Consider the following 15,805-nt stretch of genomic DNA (forward strand, 5'->3'; position numbering starts at 1 on the left):
TTGGCCGTCGGTGTGCGCGCTGTAGAACGCTCTGACCTGCCGCTTCATCTGCGTTCTGGATGGAGCGGCATTCTGGTTCTTGATTCCGCGTCAAGTGCTGCGGCGCATTAGGAAGTGGTCATGGTGTTCGTAGATGAACCTCATGACCGCGACCGGATCGGGCCGAGCTACGCCGCGAGACTCGTCGGGATACTCCTTTGGTGCCGCCATGGACAACTTGTCTCCCAGTCATCAGATGATGATCAAGGGGCCCCGTGAAAGCAGGGCTCAACCGCCAGAACCCCCCGAGCCTCAGCCGCGACATCATCCTCCTGAAATCGAAGTGCGGCGACTGGTTCGATACGCCAGAAAGCGGCCAATGAGCACTGTGCGTACGGATGGTGGCCCTAGGTAAGGACGCGCGCCAGGATCGGGCCATGGTAGACAGGTACCGGGCCGTACTGGCGATCGTGGCCATGGCGAGCGCACCCCCATGGGGTGAGCTCACACGCTCGTTGCTGCCCACCGCCTTCGGGGAGGCCGGTCTGGACTGGCAGGAGGCTGATTACGTCCGATCGGCTCCCGGGCTGCTCGTCGCGGTCCCGGCTGCGGCTGCCAGACGACTGACCGAGGGCTTCGTACCGGCGCTGGCCGACGCCCTTTCCGAACTGCCCGGGCCGGTGTGCCTGGGTCTCGGCCTTGCCGTCGGCGTGTGCCACCGCGATGCCAAGGGCTGGTTCGGGGACGCCGTGACGACGGCCCGCCGGCTCGCCGAGCCGGCCCCGACATCGGCTGGCGTGCGTCTCGCGATCAGCGCAGCGGTGCTTGACGTCGCGGGTGCAGTTGGCGCGGACTACGACGAGGTGGTCGACGCGGAGCCGCCGTACTGGGTTCGTACGGCAAGCGGCAGACGGCTGAGCCCGGCGGCGGTCGTGCCTGGGCGGTTCATGCCTGTGATGACGGGCATCGCCGAGGTGGTGCACACCGTTGCCGAACCCGTCGCGGAGTTCGCCGAACAGTTGCCCCTGATGCTGTCGCCCGATGTCGCGCCTTCCGACGTGCTGGCCTGGATGTATCGGGCGCTCGGCGTGGACAGCCCGCGCCTGCTCGACGATCGGCATGGTCGCCGCCTGTTGTCGCGGCTGGTGAGCTGTTATATGAGGCGGGGCACGGCCAACGGCCTGGCTGAACTGATCGATCTCCGCTACGGAGTGGACGCCGAGGTCGTCGACGGCGGCGGGACGGTCTGGTCCCCCACGTTCCAGGCACCCGTCCGGCAGCCGCCCGCGCCGGTCACGGTGCTCCTCAACACCGACGAGCCGCTCGACGGGCTGGACGAGGTGATCCGATCGGCGCTGCCCGTCGGTGTCGGCTTTCAGGTATCGCGTCGCCAACGTCGGTGACGCCGTTGTTCGCCAAATGGCGTGGTGTACACGTACGAGACCGAGCAGTGTGCCGTAGCAGGTAACCAGGGGAGAGGAAGACACGGATGGGCCGGGTAACACTGGCGAGCCTGGGCCCGCTGGGTGACGAGCTCGGTTCCGGCGGCCAGGGCAAGGTCTACGCTCTCCCGCAGTCGCGGTCACCATCATTGGTCTACAAGGCATACTCGGAGGAGATGCTCACCGTCCTGGACACGGACGTGCTCACCGCCATGGTTGAAGTCCCCTCCAGCCTGTCGGCTCAGGACCGGCAGGAGCTCTTGACCGCGGCGGCCTGGCCACGGGACATCGTCACCGAGAACGATCGCGTCGGCGGGTTTACCATGGCGTTGGTCCCACAGCGATTTCACACCACGCTCAAGTTACTCAACGAGCGGCCCGTGCGCCTCGGCCAAACCCAGCTGTTGCTCAACCCACCGGACTACCTGCATCGGGTAGAACTCCGGATCGACGACCAGTTCCGGTTGGAGTTTCTCGCCGACGTCGCGCGGACGCTGCGTCTGTTCCATCGGCTCGGGCTGACGGTCGGTGACCTGTCCCCTAACAACCTGATCTACAGCCGTACGGGCAAGCCTCGCTGCCACTTCATCGACTGCGACGCAATGCAACTGAACGGCCGAACGGTCCTGCCTCAGGTGGAGACCACCGACTGGGAGGTGCCGGAAGGTTGTGGTGCGCTCGGTTCCAAGGTCAGCGACGCCTACAAGTTCGCCCTCCTCTGCATGCGACTGTTCGCCGGCGACCAGAGCACCACCGATCCTTCGGCGCTGCTCAGGGCCGGGCCGGGCGTGCACGCCTTGGCCGTACGGGCACTGTCCGGGGACGCAGGCGACCGCCCGGGCCTCGGCAAGTGGGAGAAGCAGCTACGAGCGGCTCGCCCGGTCCCGGTCGAGCAGACCGTGACGGATACCGTGCGATCGCCGCCCATCAGGACGACCGTGCCGTCGCCGAGGGCAGCGGTGTCGAGGCCGTCCGCCGCGCCGGCCCCCGCCCGTCCGCGCCTCACCCGGGCGCGGCGTCGCGGCCTGGTGAAGCTCGTGGTGCTGTCGCTGCTTCTGGGCTACGTCGCCTCGCACACCAATCAGATCGAGTCCGCAGCGCGCCAGGTCACCGAATCGCTCTTCTCAGACGACGCCGCCGCAGCCCGTGCTCAGGCCGGTGAGATTGCCAGCCTGCTCGCGTCGTCCGCGCCCGTGCGCAACAGTGTCAAGACTGCCGTCACCAACCTGGCGGCCTGCACAAACGTGAAGCGTTCGGTGGCCAACCTCGGCACTGCCGCGTCGGCCCGGCAGCAATCGCTCACCGCCGCGAACGGACTGCAGATCACCGAACTGCCCTACGGTGCGAGGATGAAGGCCGAGCTCGTCTCCGCCCTAACGCACTCTAAGGCCGCCGACGACGCGTACCGCCGTTGGGGTTTGAACCTGAGCAAGCAGGGTTGCCGCAAGTCGACGCTCAACGGACCGGATCGCAAGCGGGGTGACAAGGAGTCGATTGCGTCCACGAAGGCCAAGCAACAGTTCGCCAAGTTGTGGAACCAGATCGGACCGGAGTACGGCCACGACCAGGTGTCGTATCAGAACATTTAGCCGCCGCCGCCGCCGCCGCCGCCGCCGCCGGCCAGCCGGGCCAGCTCCGCGAGACGCACCAGCACGACGCGACGCCGGCCGGTGAGCACCACGTTGTCGTGGCGCCACTCCGCCAGGATGCGGCCCAGCGAACGGTGCGACGTGAGGGCCAGCCCGGCGAGGTCGTGCTGGGACAGAGCGAGATCGATGACGATCTCACCCTTGGGCTGCGGGCTGCCGTAGCGCCTGCTCAGATGCAGCAGGAGCGCGGCGAGCCGTTGCTGGGCGGACTCCGCGCCGGACGCGACCCGGGACCGGTCCGCCTCGCGTAGGCGGGCCGAGACCGTGCGGTGCAGAATCGCCGCCACCTCCGGATCGGCGCGCACGAATGGCCCGAACGCGGTCGCGGGCAGCCGCAGTGCATCCACCTCGGTCATCGCGGTCAGTGTCGCCGAGCGCAGCTCGCCGTCCGAACCCGCCAGCTCGCCTACTAACTCGCCAGCGTCGCGCAGGCCAAGGATCGCCTGGTATCCGTCATGGGCAATCGTCGAGACCTTGACGCAGCCCTTGAGCAGAACAAAGGCGTAGTTGGAGGCGTCGTGCTCACGGATCAGGACCTCGTCGGGGGCGTAGCGCCGTCGCGAACCCATCCGCACGAGCGTGGCGCGCTGATCCTCGCTCAGCGCGCACCAGAACGGCTCCCGAGGGTGACCGGACGTCATGCCCTCATCGTAGGGTCCGCCGTCCAGGTCGGCGTACGGCTCAGAACAGGTTCACGACTGAAGTGAACGTGCCGACGACACAGGTGAGGGCCAGCAGGATGACCGCCCAGCCGATCACCGCGTACAACACCGGATGCTTCTCGACACCTTGCGAAGGGCCGGCCGCCGATGCCGGTGTTGGCGCGACCGGCTGCGGCTGCCGCGCCGATGCCTGTCCGTGCCGCGTGGACGTCAGCTGTGGGGTCGGCACGTACGTCGGCGACGGAGTTCGCTGCGGTGGAACGGTGGCTTGTCCCGAGCCCGAGGGTGACGTGGCGACTCGGCGCGCCGCTGGCGCCTGCCGCGACCGCCGGCGGGACTGCGCTGTCCGCAGGGCGCTCAGCCAGTCGCCCATCGAAGGGCGGCGAGTCGAGTTCCCGTCCAGGCTCCGTCGGGCCAGCACTCCCAGATCGCTGGAGACGCCGGCCAGCACAGAGGCGTCCTGCCCCATCTGGTCCTGCACGAACAGCCGGATCGCGAGCAGCCCGAACTTGTACGAGTCGGAAGCCGTCGTCGCGATGGGCTCGCGCCCGCGCGCCGGAATGCTCCATTCTGGCGTCTCCACCTGCTCGAGCACGTCCTGGCCGTGCAGTCGCATGGCGTCACAGTCGATGAAGAAGCAGCCGGGGTCACCGATGTCGACGAGGAGGTTGTTCGGGGACAGGTCGCCGACGACGACGTCGAGGCTGTGCAACCGCGCCATGACGTCCGCGATCACCTCGAGCAGCCGTAGGCGAGTGCCCTCGTCCAGGTGGACACCCTTGCGGTTCAGATATGTCTGCGGATTAAGCAGGTACTGCAGCGCGGCGGGCACATCGGCGCCGTTCTCGCCCCACGGCATCCGAAAACGGTCGGGGATGCGGCGCATGAGGAAACCGCTCACCTGGCCGCTGTTGACCACGAGCGCCGCCGGCCACGCGGTGTTCTCGCAGAGCCAGCGGCCGCTGCCCCCGTCGAGTTCGGGCACGAAGGCGACCATCCGGCGCAGCGCGTACGGGTCGAAGGACGTCGCCGGCAGGTACTCCTTGTAGGCAGCCTCCCAAGTGACATTGATCTTGACCCGATCGGTGAAGTACACGATCCCCTGCCCACCGTCACCCGCTCGCCGCAGGGGATCCAGTTTCGCCCGGAGCACCTCGGGAACATCGGCGGCCGTCATGCCGATCGGTCCTCGATCCGGTACGGCCAGAGCGCGAACAGGGTCCGGTCGTCGTCCCACGTCTCGAATGAGAAGTCCAGGTCGTTGGCGAACTTCAGCGCCGGCGGCACACGGGCGAGCGCCCTGGCGAAGTGAGCGCCGACCGCGTTCTCGCCGTCGCTCAGCGGGTCGCCGAAGCCGTCCGTGCCGACCAGCAGCACCTCCTCGGGGCTGATCAGCCCGGACTTGACGTCGACCGGTGGCACCCGGGGCAGGGCGACGACCGCGTTGCTGATGACCTGCTCGCCTCTGCGGTACTTGGTCGGCGCGAGACACCGGAAACGCCGTGACCGGGTGTTCAGCATCCAGGCGCTGGAGTCACCGGCCTGCACCAGTTGGACCCGTGGTCCGTCCGGCGTCGGCAGCACCAGCCCGGCGACCAGGGTGGTGGCCATGTGCTCCTCGGCCATGATCTGGTCGGTCTTGGATAGGTTGAGCGAGAGTCGGGCCTGCTCGCAGATCTGCCACGCGGCGCTTTCCAGCAACCCCTCCCAGTCAACCTCGTGCTGAGGCCCGTCCAGACCCGCCGTCATCGCGCTGATGGCGGCCCGGCAGGCCGACGTGGCGCCGATGTGTGACAGCGCGGCCTCGCCCACACCGTCGGCGACCGCGAACAGCACAGCCCTGCTCGACCGGTGCCAGGCCACGGCGACGTCGTCCTGGCGTGGCTCGCCACCGTAGCGGTGGGAGTAGCCGCGGACCGACGCGGCCCGCACGGTGAAGTCCGGTGTGCTCCACCCATCGACGAGGTAGTCGGGACGGTACGCCGTCGCCGTCGACGGCTTGGGTGCGAACTTGGGCATCGGCGGTCCGACCACCGCCGGTTCCCACGGGCGGGGGGCCGGTGCGGGTCGCGCGGTCAACCCGGGCGCGGGCCTCGGTTGCGGTGGCGCAGAGGGCCCGGCTGGCGCGCTCAGCCCGAGCGGGCCCGGGCCGGAGGGCTCCACCTGCCTCCCCGCCCCGTGCGGCGAACTCGGGGCCCTCGCGACCGGGTTCTCCGGGGTCACTGTCCGCTCGCTGCGTTGGACGGCGTCGGCGTTCCCGTGCGGCCGTGCAGCCCGGACCGGAATGGACGACGAATAGGTGCCGTGCCCGGGATGCGGCGGCTGGCCCGGCACCGCCCGTGGCTTCTCGCCCGCTCCGTTGAAGAACCAGCCCAACCCGTTGGCGACCCGTTGCAGGAAGGTAGTCACGGTCAGACCACGTCAATCGCCATCTTGAAGTTCTGCGGCTGCTCCACCACGAGCTCCGGCTGGGCCGACCCCACCGTGCGCCCGGACTTCACGATGCTCCTGGTGAGCGCCGCACAGAACTTGGCGATCTCGGCGCCCAGGTCCGACCCGGTCGAGACGAAGGCGTACTCCTGCTTGGTTGCCACGTCCAGCATGGTCTGCGGCTTTACGTCGCCGATCCCGCAGGCGATGATGTTCGGCGCGGCCTTCGTGACGTTCTGGTCGACCAGTTGGTCGCGGATTTTGCGCCAACCGCGGCCGTCGGTGGGCTGGCCGTCACTGAGGAAGAACACGGCCGGACGGTGTACGACGTATCCCTGGCCCTTGAGGGAGGCCACGTCGGCGGGGATGCGGGCGCGAAGATCCTCGAAGACCTTGCCGTACCGGGTGCCGGAGCGCGCCACCAGCTGCGGCAGCTCGTTCTCGTGTCGCAGATCCGCCATCGTCAGGCGCGCCTGCACGTCATCGGAGAACCCGAGGATGGTGATCCGCACCTTGGCGGCAGCCATCGGCTCGCCGAGCAGTACGCCGTGCAGCTGTGCCAGGCCGTCGTTGAGGTCGTCAATGTAGTCGTTCATCGAGAAGGACTCGTCGGCCACCATGTATACCGGGAGCAGGTTCCCGCTGTTCTCCGCCATCTCATCAACTCGCTCTCCCCGGCACGGGGCCGGATGGGATCAGGTTCTGCCGACGACCGTCGGCAGGGTCAGGAAGGCACGGCCACACGGAAGTGCCGCGGCAGCTCGAATTCAAGGTCGGGTGCGCCAGCCAGCAGTGTGCGGCCGTACGTCACCAGGCAGCGCGTCAACGCGTCCCAGTAGTCGACGATCGCCGTTCGGACGTCGGCGTCGGCCGTCGCCACGTACCCGAACTCGGGCTTGGTTGCCACTGCGGCGATCAGCCCGGCCGTCGCCCCGCCCACGCCGCACGCCACGATCTGCGGGGCGTACCGATGGGTGGCCGGGTCGGTCAACCTGGCGTACGGCGTCTGCCAGATGCCCTCGTCGACCGGCGGCGCCGCGGCGAGCAGGAAGACCAACGGTCGGCGGACCGTGATCCCCTGCGCCTTCAGCCCGTACACGTCGGGGGAGATCCGGCCGTACAGCGTCTCGAACGCGTTGGCATAGCTCGCCGGTCCCCGCGAGGTCAGCCACGGCACCGACGTGTTCGCGTCGACGGCGGCCATCGACAACCGTGCCGCGACCTGGTCGGCGAAACCCAGCACGGAGAGCCGGATCGCCGGGGCGATGTCGGCAGCGCGGCGCAGGCCGTCGAGTAGCCGCTGCAGCCCGTCACCCAGGTCGTCGAGGTAGGGAGCTGCCCCGGCGGACTCGTCGACCAGCAGGTAGACCGGCTGAACGCCGTCGGTAGGTCTCCACACCTTGGTCTTCGAGTCCTGCTCCAGCACAACATGCTCGCGCGGCGGCGGGCCGGCCGGCGTGGCCGGGACGGCAGGGCCGGCGGCTCCGGACGGTGGCAGCACGGGTGGCTGTTGCCACGTGCCTGGCCCGGTGATCGCGCCCGCCGTGCCGGGCAGGCCGTACGCCTGGGCCGCGCCCTGCACGAACGGCTGGAACTGGCCGGGTTGTACGACGCCCTTGTCCATCATGAACTTGATGAACTCGGTGGTGCGCTGACTGTGCGTGTCCTGTGCCGTGAGCATCGCGCGCTCGTATTCCAGCAGCATGCTGGTCACCCGCTCGGTGTCCTCGGGGTGCCGAATCAGGTGTTCCCGGGCCATGTCGGCGGCGGTGAACCCGCGACTGCCCAGCGCTTGGCGTTCGTTCTCCAGCTCGCTGAGCCGGCTGGCCTGCACCAGCCCCTCCCGTTCGACGCGTTGCCGTTCCCGCTGCAGCTCGACCCGGTGCTGGTCGGCGTCGGTGTCCAGGGCCCGCCGCGCGTCGCGGCGGGTCCGCAGATAGGTGGCGGTCGCTTCATCCGGCCGCAGCCGGGGCGTCAACTCGAAGATGGTGATGCCGTCCGGCAGCGGCACCGCGGTGGCGAACTCGCGCCGGATGGCCTGCTCCGCCGCGCTCGGGCTCTCGACGTCGAACCGGCTGGTGACCGTCTCGAGGGCGCGGCCCAGGAAGGTGTAGACGACCGGGAGGGCGTCGCGGATGTTGCGCCGGACGATCTCGCACGGGTCGTGCACCCGGAAGCCGACATTCACCGTCGCGATGAAGTGGTGGCCGTCGCTGGTGCGCAGCGGTGTGCTCGCCAGCTCCGCGGTACGGCGGTGGTCGCCCAGGTCCACGTCGTACCGGGTGCGGCACTCGGTGAACAGTCGCTGACTGAGCGACAGTATGCGGCCGGAGAAGAAGACCAGCTCACCCGAGGCCGTCGAGTAGACGGCGGCCACATTCGGGTCGCGGTTGGGCTCGGGTCGGAAGCCGCGCTGGACGGGTGTCTGATTCTGGATGAGTGGCACGGAGTTGGTCATCGGGACCCGTTCCTCTTCGCGAGTTCGGCTTCGACGGCGTACGCGGTGAGCGTCTTGGGTTGCAGGTTGTCGGGTGCCAGCCACTGGCTCAGCTGGGAGCGCAGGTTCAGCTCGACAGCGTCGAATCGGCCTACCGTGCCGGGCAGCGCGGCCAGCATGTTCGCGAGCGCGGTACGCACGCCGGCGTCTGCCTCGGCTAGATCGGCCCAGTGAGCGAGCACCCGGGCGGTGCCGTCGGCCAGCAGGCCGGACTGGATCACCCGGTGCCACATCGCGAGCAACTTGTCGCGCAGCTCGGTGCGCTGGTCGGCGAGGAACAACAGCATCGGCCAGGTGCCGCCGCCCCCGGCGGGTTCCACGGTGAGGTTCTCGGCCAACGCCAGGAACACGAACGTGCCGCTGAGGGCGCGGCGGTCGTCGAACAACCAACTGCCGGCGCGGCGCAACACCCGCGTGGCGTTGCCCGCCTCGTCGACCAACAACAGGTCGGCCAGACTGTCGGCGATGCTCTGTGCCACCCGACGGTCGTCAATCGTAGTGAGGCGCTCTAACGCGTTCAGCGCGCGGTCGGGGTCGTGAACGCCCAGCGCCGTGCCCCACACCCGCGCTGCGGTTGCCTGGCCGAGGCGGTTGTTGTCGTTGCCGTACCAGCCGGCTACCACCGACTCGACAAGCGGGCGCATCCGGACATTGTCGGCCGGCACGCTCAGGGCATTGGCCGCCACGTCGCGCAGCCAGAACTTCTTGTCGACACCCATCATCGCCATGGCGTGGCGGTGCACGAAGTCGAACGCCTGTTTGGCGAAGACCCCGAGGGCGGTGGCGGTCCAGATTCGCACGTCCTCCGAGGGATTGTCGGCCAGGTCGCGTAGCCACCGCAGCAACGGGACCTGGATCCGGTACTCGCACCAGACGCGGGTCAGGATGGCTGAGGCGTAGTCCTCGCCGACGTACTCCATCACCTCGGCCGGCGTGGCGCCGAACGGGCCGCGCACCGTCGTGGTGCGGACCCGGGCGCGGAGCAGCCGCAGCAACTCACCGCGGGTCGCCGCGAACGGGTCTCGCCACGGTGGCCGGGGGTTGTCGCCGTCCGCGCCGTCGTGCGGGCCGTCGAGAGTTTCGGCGAGGCGTCCAGCGGCGTGCACGACGATCTCGTACGGCAGACCGTTGAGCACCGCCAGGGCGATGGCCAAGCATCGGGTCTGCACATCGGGCAACCCACCGAACCAGATCTCGAAGTCCTCGGTGGCGCGCTCGGCCCAGCGGCGCTTCAGCCGCGTCAGGTCGACGGTGGCACCGTCCAACTCCTGGCCGATCATCACCGCGAGGTCGGCGGCGGCCTTCATCGACTGGTCCGCGCCGAACACCCGATCGGCGAACTCGGCCAGCTCGGGCTCGGCGAGCAGTCGTTCGGCCGTGGCCTGCGGCTTGTTGAGGGACCACGCCAGGTGCGCGGCGAGCACGGCGGTCTGCGATCGCGGCGGCGGAAGCGTGACGACATACGTGGTGAGGTCCGGATCGCCCAGCGGCGTGTCGGCGGTGACCGTCAGCACCAGCCGCGCGTCGATCGCCGCGAGCCGGGTCTCGAGCTGCTGCAGGACCCAGGCGGAGATCTGATCCCAGGCGAGCGGTTCGCAGAGCAGAAATCCCGCGGCGCGGGGGAGCGGATCATCGCTCTTGGTGTCGGTGTCCAACCAGTGACCCAGGCGGCGCAGGTCGACGTTGCGGTCGAGGTTGAAGATGCGGCGGTCGGGCGGCGACTGCAGCAGTTTGATCGCCGCGGCGACCTTGCCGTGGCCAGGCCCCGCGCGCAACACGATGACGTGCCGATCGCCGACGGTGCCACGGACAGCATCCCAGCCGTCGGGGGCGACGAACGCGTGCCGTACCGGCTCACTCATCCAGGTCGCGAGGGCCTGCAGCGGTGCGGGCTCCGCGTCACCCAGGGCGAACACCAACTTGTCGCCGCCGACCATGTCCCCGGCGACCTTGACCCGGGCGTTCTCGATGCTGCGCTGTCGCTGACGCCCGGCGCGACCCTCGACCCGGGAGGCGTCGGGGTCGGCCGAGTCGACAGTGGTCTTAAGCAGGCCGTCGAGGGTGGCGTCGGGCAGCACCGGCGTCTGCGCGGGTGGCTGTGTGGAGGCGGGCGGCTCGACGGTCGCGTCGGGCACCGGAGGCGCCGTAGCGGCGCTGGCGGAAGCGGGGGCGGCGGCGGGCGCGGGCGACGGGGCCGTCACTGGCCGCCTCCCTTGATGATTTTGTCCCGGCCGACCTGATCGCCCTTCACCTCGATCTTGGTGTTGCCCTGGAAGACGAACCCGCTCCGGGTGGCCTTCTTCTTCGGCTTCGGCTTCTTCGGCTCGGTGCCGGTCGGTGCCGGAGTGGGCGCCGGAGTGGGCGCAGGCGCCACTCCCGGCGGGTAGGAATAGCCGGGCACCTGGACCCACGCGGTCTCGCCGCGCAACTCCTTCGCGTCGATCGCGACGCGTTCGAAGGTCGACGAGTCGACCGACCGGTAGTCGTGCCGGATGACCTCGTCGAAGACCTGCCGGGACACGATCAGCGCCAGGTTCACCTGATCCGCGGCGGCGGTGAGCGCGGCTTTGAGCGGCGGCGCGTCGACGAGCCGCGCGGTGGTGTTCACCGCCGCGCCCACCCAACCCTCGCCGTCGTGCTCACACATCCCCTGGTGGATCGCTACGCGAAGGCGGATCCGGGCGATCGCGGAGCTGGTGCGCGCCTTCTCCCGCAGGCCGTAGTCGAGCTCGCGGACGAACCGACCGGCGAGTTCGAGCACCGACACGTCGGGGTCGACCATCAGTATGCCGTCGCCGCGGTCCTCCTGGTCGATGCGGCCGGGGTCGAGGCCAGCCTCGGTCAGCGCGGTACGGACCACTTGGTACAGGTCGGCACGCACCTGCCGCTGGACGGGGTTGGGTCGGTCGCCGAAACGTTCGATGTCGACGAGCGCGACCGCATGAAAGGCCGGTTCGGCCATGCGGCATCCTCCGAGAAAATAGCTGCCGTGTCGGATAGCACTGTGAGCAGTGCGCCAGGCAACGAACAGGCCATCTGGCATGCTCGACGGCCTTCCGGACTGGTGGCGCGGATTTCAACCTAGGCGGATGCCGTCATTCTCGCGTTCCGCTACAAGAACATTACGGAGAGCACGATCGGCCGATGGCTTCTCTGCCGGGCTGAATACGTCCGTCCCTTTTGGTGCTTGCCCGCACCCTCAGACGACTCGAACCCGATGACCGACCGACAAGGGCAGGGCCGTCGAGGTGAGGGGAATGACCGTCTGGGTCGCACCGCGAGTGCCGGCCGCAGGATCCACAGGCGATATCGCGATGCGGACGCAGTCCTGGACACCGGGCAGCGAGAAGACCAGCTTCTTGATCGTCGACTCGTGCACCACCCCACCAAACGGCCACCCCATGCCGTCCTCGCCACCGGTTATCGGGTGCAGGAACGCGTACAGGGCCTGTTCGACACGGGCCCGCACGTCCACAGGACCGGCCCCAGCCACCGCAGCGATCTCGACATCCACCTCGATGCCCTGATACTGAGGGGGCATCAGATGAAGCCGGGTGGTGAGCAGCCGACGCTCGTCGAGGTACGTCCGGACCCTCTCGAACGTCGCCACGCTCGGCTGCAGGTCGGCGAGGGACGGCCGGTCCTGTTGTGCCTGGGACGGCGTGGCTACGAGCAACAGCTGAACGCCGCCGGACTGCTCGTCGGCGACGCAGCGCACTCGGGCCAGCGACGAGTCGGCCTGCTTTGCGAGTTCCTCGTGGTCGGCCGGGGTGACCGCCCGGTCAACGGCCTTCAGCAGGCCGGGGGCCCGCTGCCAAAGGTCCGCCTCGGTCTCCGCGTCGCTCCCGCCCGTCGCCGGATACCGATTCGCCACCCCGACGCCGGACAGGTGCGTGTCGAGCCTGCACAGCGTCCAAGCCGGAACGTTGCCGGCTGCGCCGCCGCCTGTCCAGTAGTGGCGGACGCGGACCAGCGCCCCCGCCGACGGCACCGGGCCGACAGCTCGGCGCGACCCGTCGGGGCCGACCACTGCCGGTGGGAAGACGATCTCTCCGGCCGCCACGTCGTACCGGACGTGGTGGTCGTCCGGGCTGCTCTCCGCGAAGGACTCGACCGGCTTCCAGGACTGCCAGCCGTCGCCGTGCGAGGTTTCCACCACCGGCACCTGGCCGGGTACGACGGTGGGCCGTTCCCGCAGACGAAAGCGCTGGCCATTGGTGCCATCACTGATGCCGAGAGGCTCCTCGGCGATGCGGCGGGCGTGCACGGCGACGACGACCGCCGCGACCGTCCGCGCTCGCACCGCACCCGACACGCGCCCGCCGGCCAGGCGCAACCAGGCAGCCTCCACCCCGCCCCGACGATGTCGGACGTGGGTGGGCGGCATCTCCAGCAACAGCCCGTCTTCCGGTTCACTCTGGCGCCGGCACGCCTGCCACTGCCTGCCGTCCCAGAACTCTCCCGTCACGGAGCCGGTCACACCGAACAGCTCCACGGTCGTCCCGTCGCCTGGCTCGGCCAGGCCGACGAGCAGCCCCGTCGGGTCGTCCCGCAGTACGTGGATCACCCGGTTGGGGACCACGCGCAGGTCTCGCACCGTGGTGAACAGCGGTGTGCCCGCGTCGCTCCCGACCTCGGTGCCGGCGGGGACGTCGAGCGCGGCGGACAGTGGAGTGTCGAAGGTGAGGTACACGTGGGCCTGTGCGGCGCGAGGCCCCCGCAGCCGCAGGCCGATCAGTTCCAACAGCGGCTGGCGCAGGCGCTCGGACAGCTTGCCGAGCCGGTCGTGCAGGTGATCGACGAGGTGGGCGGCCGACACCAGCACGGCGTCTTCCTCGGAGCTGATCGGACGACTCGCCCCCGCGTCGGTGAGACGCCGGCGTAGCTCGGCGCGGGCCTGCTCAACGAGATCGGGAAAGCGGCGATCGTCGAAGAGGAGTCGTCGGTCGGTCATCCGTTCTCCGCCTTTCTTTCGCGAGGCGCTGGGTCTGACGCGAGGCGCCGGGCCGAAAGGGTTCTGTCACATCACCGACGGGACGGGGAAAGTCACCCGCAGATGATGTAAGCACGCAATTGCTCGGTCCGTCGACTGTGGGGTGAGGCGTGGTGCGCAATTCCGTCCGATCGGTGGTGCTGACTCCTGAGGACCTCTCTCTCGAGCCGGGAGATTGGCAGTGGGGTGAACAGAGTCGCACGCTCGTACGCCTGCTGCGGGCGTACGACCTTGACGTCCGGCAGCAGGGACGGCCGCCGGAGACCGGCGACAAGGGCCTCGCCCCCGAGATCATCCTGGCGCTCGGCGCTTCCGGCACGGTTGGCGCGGCCACGACTGTTCTGCTCCACTGGCTGACCGCGCGCAGCACCCGGCGGCTGACGCTCACCGTGGGCGAGGGCGCGGACGGGCGGACGGTGCAGGTGGTCGGCGAGGGATTGAGCGACAGCTCGATGCGAGCCGCCCTGATCGCCGTGCTCGGCCGCCCGGAGACCACGGACGATGCCGGCGGGGACACACCCGCCGAGCTGCCGCCCAGCGAATGAGGCCTCATCGCCGGTACCGCGCTCTGCTGCTCGGCAACTGGGAGTTTCCGCGTGAGCCGGACATGTTCCCGAAACTCGCCGGGCCGGCGACCGATGTGGAACGGCTGCGCGAGGCGCTGACCGACCGGGAGTGCGGCCTGCATCGCCCCGCGGACGTCATCGTGCGCAGGAATCTCGAGAGCCTTGCGATGCGCCAGGAGATCGAGGTGTTCCTCAAGGACGGCAAGCCTGACCAGCAACTGCTGATCTACTACTCCGGGCACGGGTGGACGGAGGATGACGGCGAGCTGTACCTGTGTGCCCGCGACACGACCCGCAGGGCGATCCAGAGCACGACGGTCAGCACCGCCGTCCTGGCGGGTCAGGCGCAGGCGAGCCACGCCTCGGCCAAGATCGTCGTGTTGGACTGCTGCCAGTCCGGCAACTACCGGTTCAAGGGGGCGCCATCCGGCCGGGAGTTCGACGGTAAGGGGGTCGCCGCGCTGACCAGCTCTCAGCCCGATCGGCCGAGCCGCGACGCGCTCGCACCAAACCAGCCCAGCCAATTCACCGGCCACCTCATCGCCGGGCTGTCCGGCGCGGCCACGGGACGTGACGGCTTCCTGCTGCTGGATGACGTCTACGACTATGTGCACGAGCGCATGAAGGACGAGGGCCCGATCCGGCCCACGTACAGCAACAAGCTCATCGGACTGGTGGCCCTAGGTCGCACCCGGACCGCCCGTGACGCAACCACCGACCGTGCCGCCGAACGACTGAACGAGGCCCTGCGGCTGGAACGGGTCAACCGGGCTGCGGCGGTAGCGGCGCTGCGCCGGCTCAGCGAGGACCGCAGCGGCTGGGGAACCCTCGCCGCCATGCGACTCGGTCAGTTGGCGACGGCCGACGGCGACGACGCCACGGCCGCGGAGGCGTACGCCAAGGTAATCGAGGCCGGGGACCCACGCTGGGCCGGCGAGGCCGCATGCCGTCGGGGCACTCGGCTGGCCGCACTGGGCGAAGCAGGCCGCGCCGAACAGGCCTGGCGCCAGGCGATCGAGTTGGACGACGCGCATTGGTCGCCGATCGCGGCCCGCGAGCTGGGACGCCTGCTCTACGCCGACCCGGCGACGAGGTCGGCCGGCCTCGCCTATTACCGTCAGGCACTGACCAGCCTGGACGATCCCCATCTGGTACTCGAGGCCGCAGACGCGCTGCGCGACGTCGGCCGGCACGATGACGCTCGAGCGCTCTACCGACGCCTGGCCGGTCGGCCGAACCCACCCTGGGCGTCAACGGGCGTCGAACGACTCTCTGGGCTTCCGTAGCTCGCGGCGATAGCCGACGGCGGTGATCCATTCGCGTACCGCGCTCTCGGAGGACCCATGCTTGTCAGCCTCTTCCATACCTGCCCCTTGCGGAGCCACTTGGACCTGGCGGCACCGTTGGTCCTTGACTCTGCAGGGTAACGAGACCGGTAACGACGAGGACGTACGGGTGGCGAGGTGGCTGACATGGGATGGCAGCGGCCGTCATAATCGATGCCGATCCGTCCGAATTCGAGGACGAATGAGTCGATCCCGGCATGGCGTGACAGAATCGTTATAAAACTGGGGGTCAAGGGGTCGT

12 protein-coding genes are annotated in these 15,805 nt (G+C 69.2%); 4 read left to right on the top strand and 8 right to left on the bottom strand.

Going from position 1 to position 15,805, the window contains the following annotated elements; all coding sequences use genetic code 11:
• The first annotated feature begins 494 nt into the window (after positions 1 to 494).
• Complete coding sequence (locus ACWER9_RS27235; RefSeq protein WP_452304525.1) at positions 495 to 1,382, top strand: hypothetical protein; 888 nt, start codon at positions 495 to 497, stop codon at positions 1,380 to 1,382.
• A gap of 215 nt (positions 1,383 to 1,597) precedes the next feature.
• Positions 1,598 to 3,010 (top strand): hypothetical protein, encoded by a 1,413-nt coding sequence (locus tag ACWER9_RS27240; protein WP_452304526.1) that lies wholly within the window; start codon positions 1,598 to 1,600, stop codon positions 3,008 to 3,010.
• Here the strand turns inward: ACWER9_RS27240 and ACWER9_RS27245 are convergent.
• The 8 genes from ACWER9_RS27245 to ACWER9_RS27280 form a co-directional block, all read right to left on the bottom strand.
• On the bottom strand, positions 3,007 to 3,711 hold the full coding sequence (locus ACWER9_RS27245; protein ID WP_452304527.1) for a Crp/Fnr family transcriptional regulator: 705 nt from the start codon (positions 3,709 to 3,711) through the stop codon (positions 3,007 to 3,009). The genes ACWER9_RS27240 and ACWER9_RS27245 overlap by 4 nt on opposite strands.
• 40 nt (positions 3,712 to 3,751) lie before the next feature.
• Positions 3,752 to 4,729 carry a hypothetical protein gene (locus tag ACWER9_RS27250; protein ID WP_452304528.1) on the bottom strand — a complete coding sequence of 326 codons (978 nt, stop codon included), beginning with the start codon at positions 4,727 to 4,729 and terminating at the stop codon, positions 3,752 to 3,754.
• 176 nt (positions 4,730 to 4,905) lie between these two features.
• Complete coding sequence (locus ACWER9_RS27255) at positions 4,906 to 5,751, bottom strand: protein phosphatase 2C domain-containing protein (RefSeq protein ID WP_452304529.1); 846 nt, start codon at positions 5,749 to 5,751, stop codon at positions 4,906 to 4,908.
• Between the two features lie 392 nt (positions 5,752 to 6,143).
• Entirely contained in the window at positions 6,144 to 6,818 is a 675-nt protein-coding gene (locus ACWER9_RS27260) for a vWA domain-containing protein (RefSeq protein WP_452304530.1), read from the bottom strand.
• Between the two features lie 68 nt (positions 6,819 to 6,886).
• A complete protein-coding gene (locus ACWER9_RS27265; protein WP_452304531.1) occupies positions 6,887 to 8,620 on the bottom strand; it encodes a vWA domain-containing protein in 1,734 nt (577 codons plus the stop codon).
• Positions 8,617 to 10,794 carry a hypothetical protein gene (locus ACWER9_RS27270; protein WP_452304532.1) on the bottom strand — a complete coding sequence of 726 codons (2,178 nt, stop codon included), beginning with the start codon at positions 10,792 to 10,794 and terminating at the stop codon, positions 8,617 to 8,619. The genes ACWER9_RS27265 and ACWER9_RS27270 overlap by 4 nt, the downstream gene beginning before the upstream one ends.
• 62 nt (positions 10,795 to 10,856) lie before the next feature.
• Positions 10,857 to 11,621 (bottom strand): hypothetical protein, encoded by a 765-nt coding sequence (locus tag ACWER9_RS27275; protein ID WP_452304533.1) that lies wholly within the window; start codon positions 11,619 to 11,621, stop codon positions 10,857 to 10,859.
• Between the two features lie 237 nt (positions 11,622 to 11,858).
• On the bottom strand, positions 11,859 to 13,613 hold the full coding sequence (locus tag ACWER9_RS27280) for a putative baseplate assembly protein (RefSeq protein ID WP_452304534.1): 1,755 nt from the start codon (positions 13,611 to 13,613) through the stop codon (positions 11,859 to 11,861).
• A 152-nt stretch (positions 13,614 to 13,765) separates the two neighbouring features.
• On the opposite strand from ACWER9_RS27280, the gene ACWER9_RS27285 reads away from it, so the two are divergent.
• Together ACWER9_RS27285 and ACWER9_RS27290 are read left to right on the top strand one after the other, a co-directional pair.
• Positions 13,766 to 14,197 carry an effector-associated constant component EACC1 gene (locus ACWER9_RS27285; protein WP_452304535.1) on the top strand — a complete coding sequence of 144 codons (432 nt, stop codon included), beginning with the start codon at positions 13,766 to 13,768 and terminating at the stop codon, positions 14,195 to 14,197.
• Complete coding sequence (locus ACWER9_RS27290; RefSeq protein WP_452304536.1) at positions 14,194 to 15,504, top strand: caspase, EACC1-associated type; 1,311 nt, start codon at positions 14,194 to 14,196, stop codon at positions 15,502 to 15,504. Before ACWER9_RS27285 ends, ACWER9_RS27290 begins: the two co-directional genes overlap by 4 nt.
• The last annotated feature ends 301 nt before the right edge of the window (positions 15,505 to 15,805 follow it).

This window comes from Micromonospora sp. NPDC003944 (assembly GCF_053605225.1).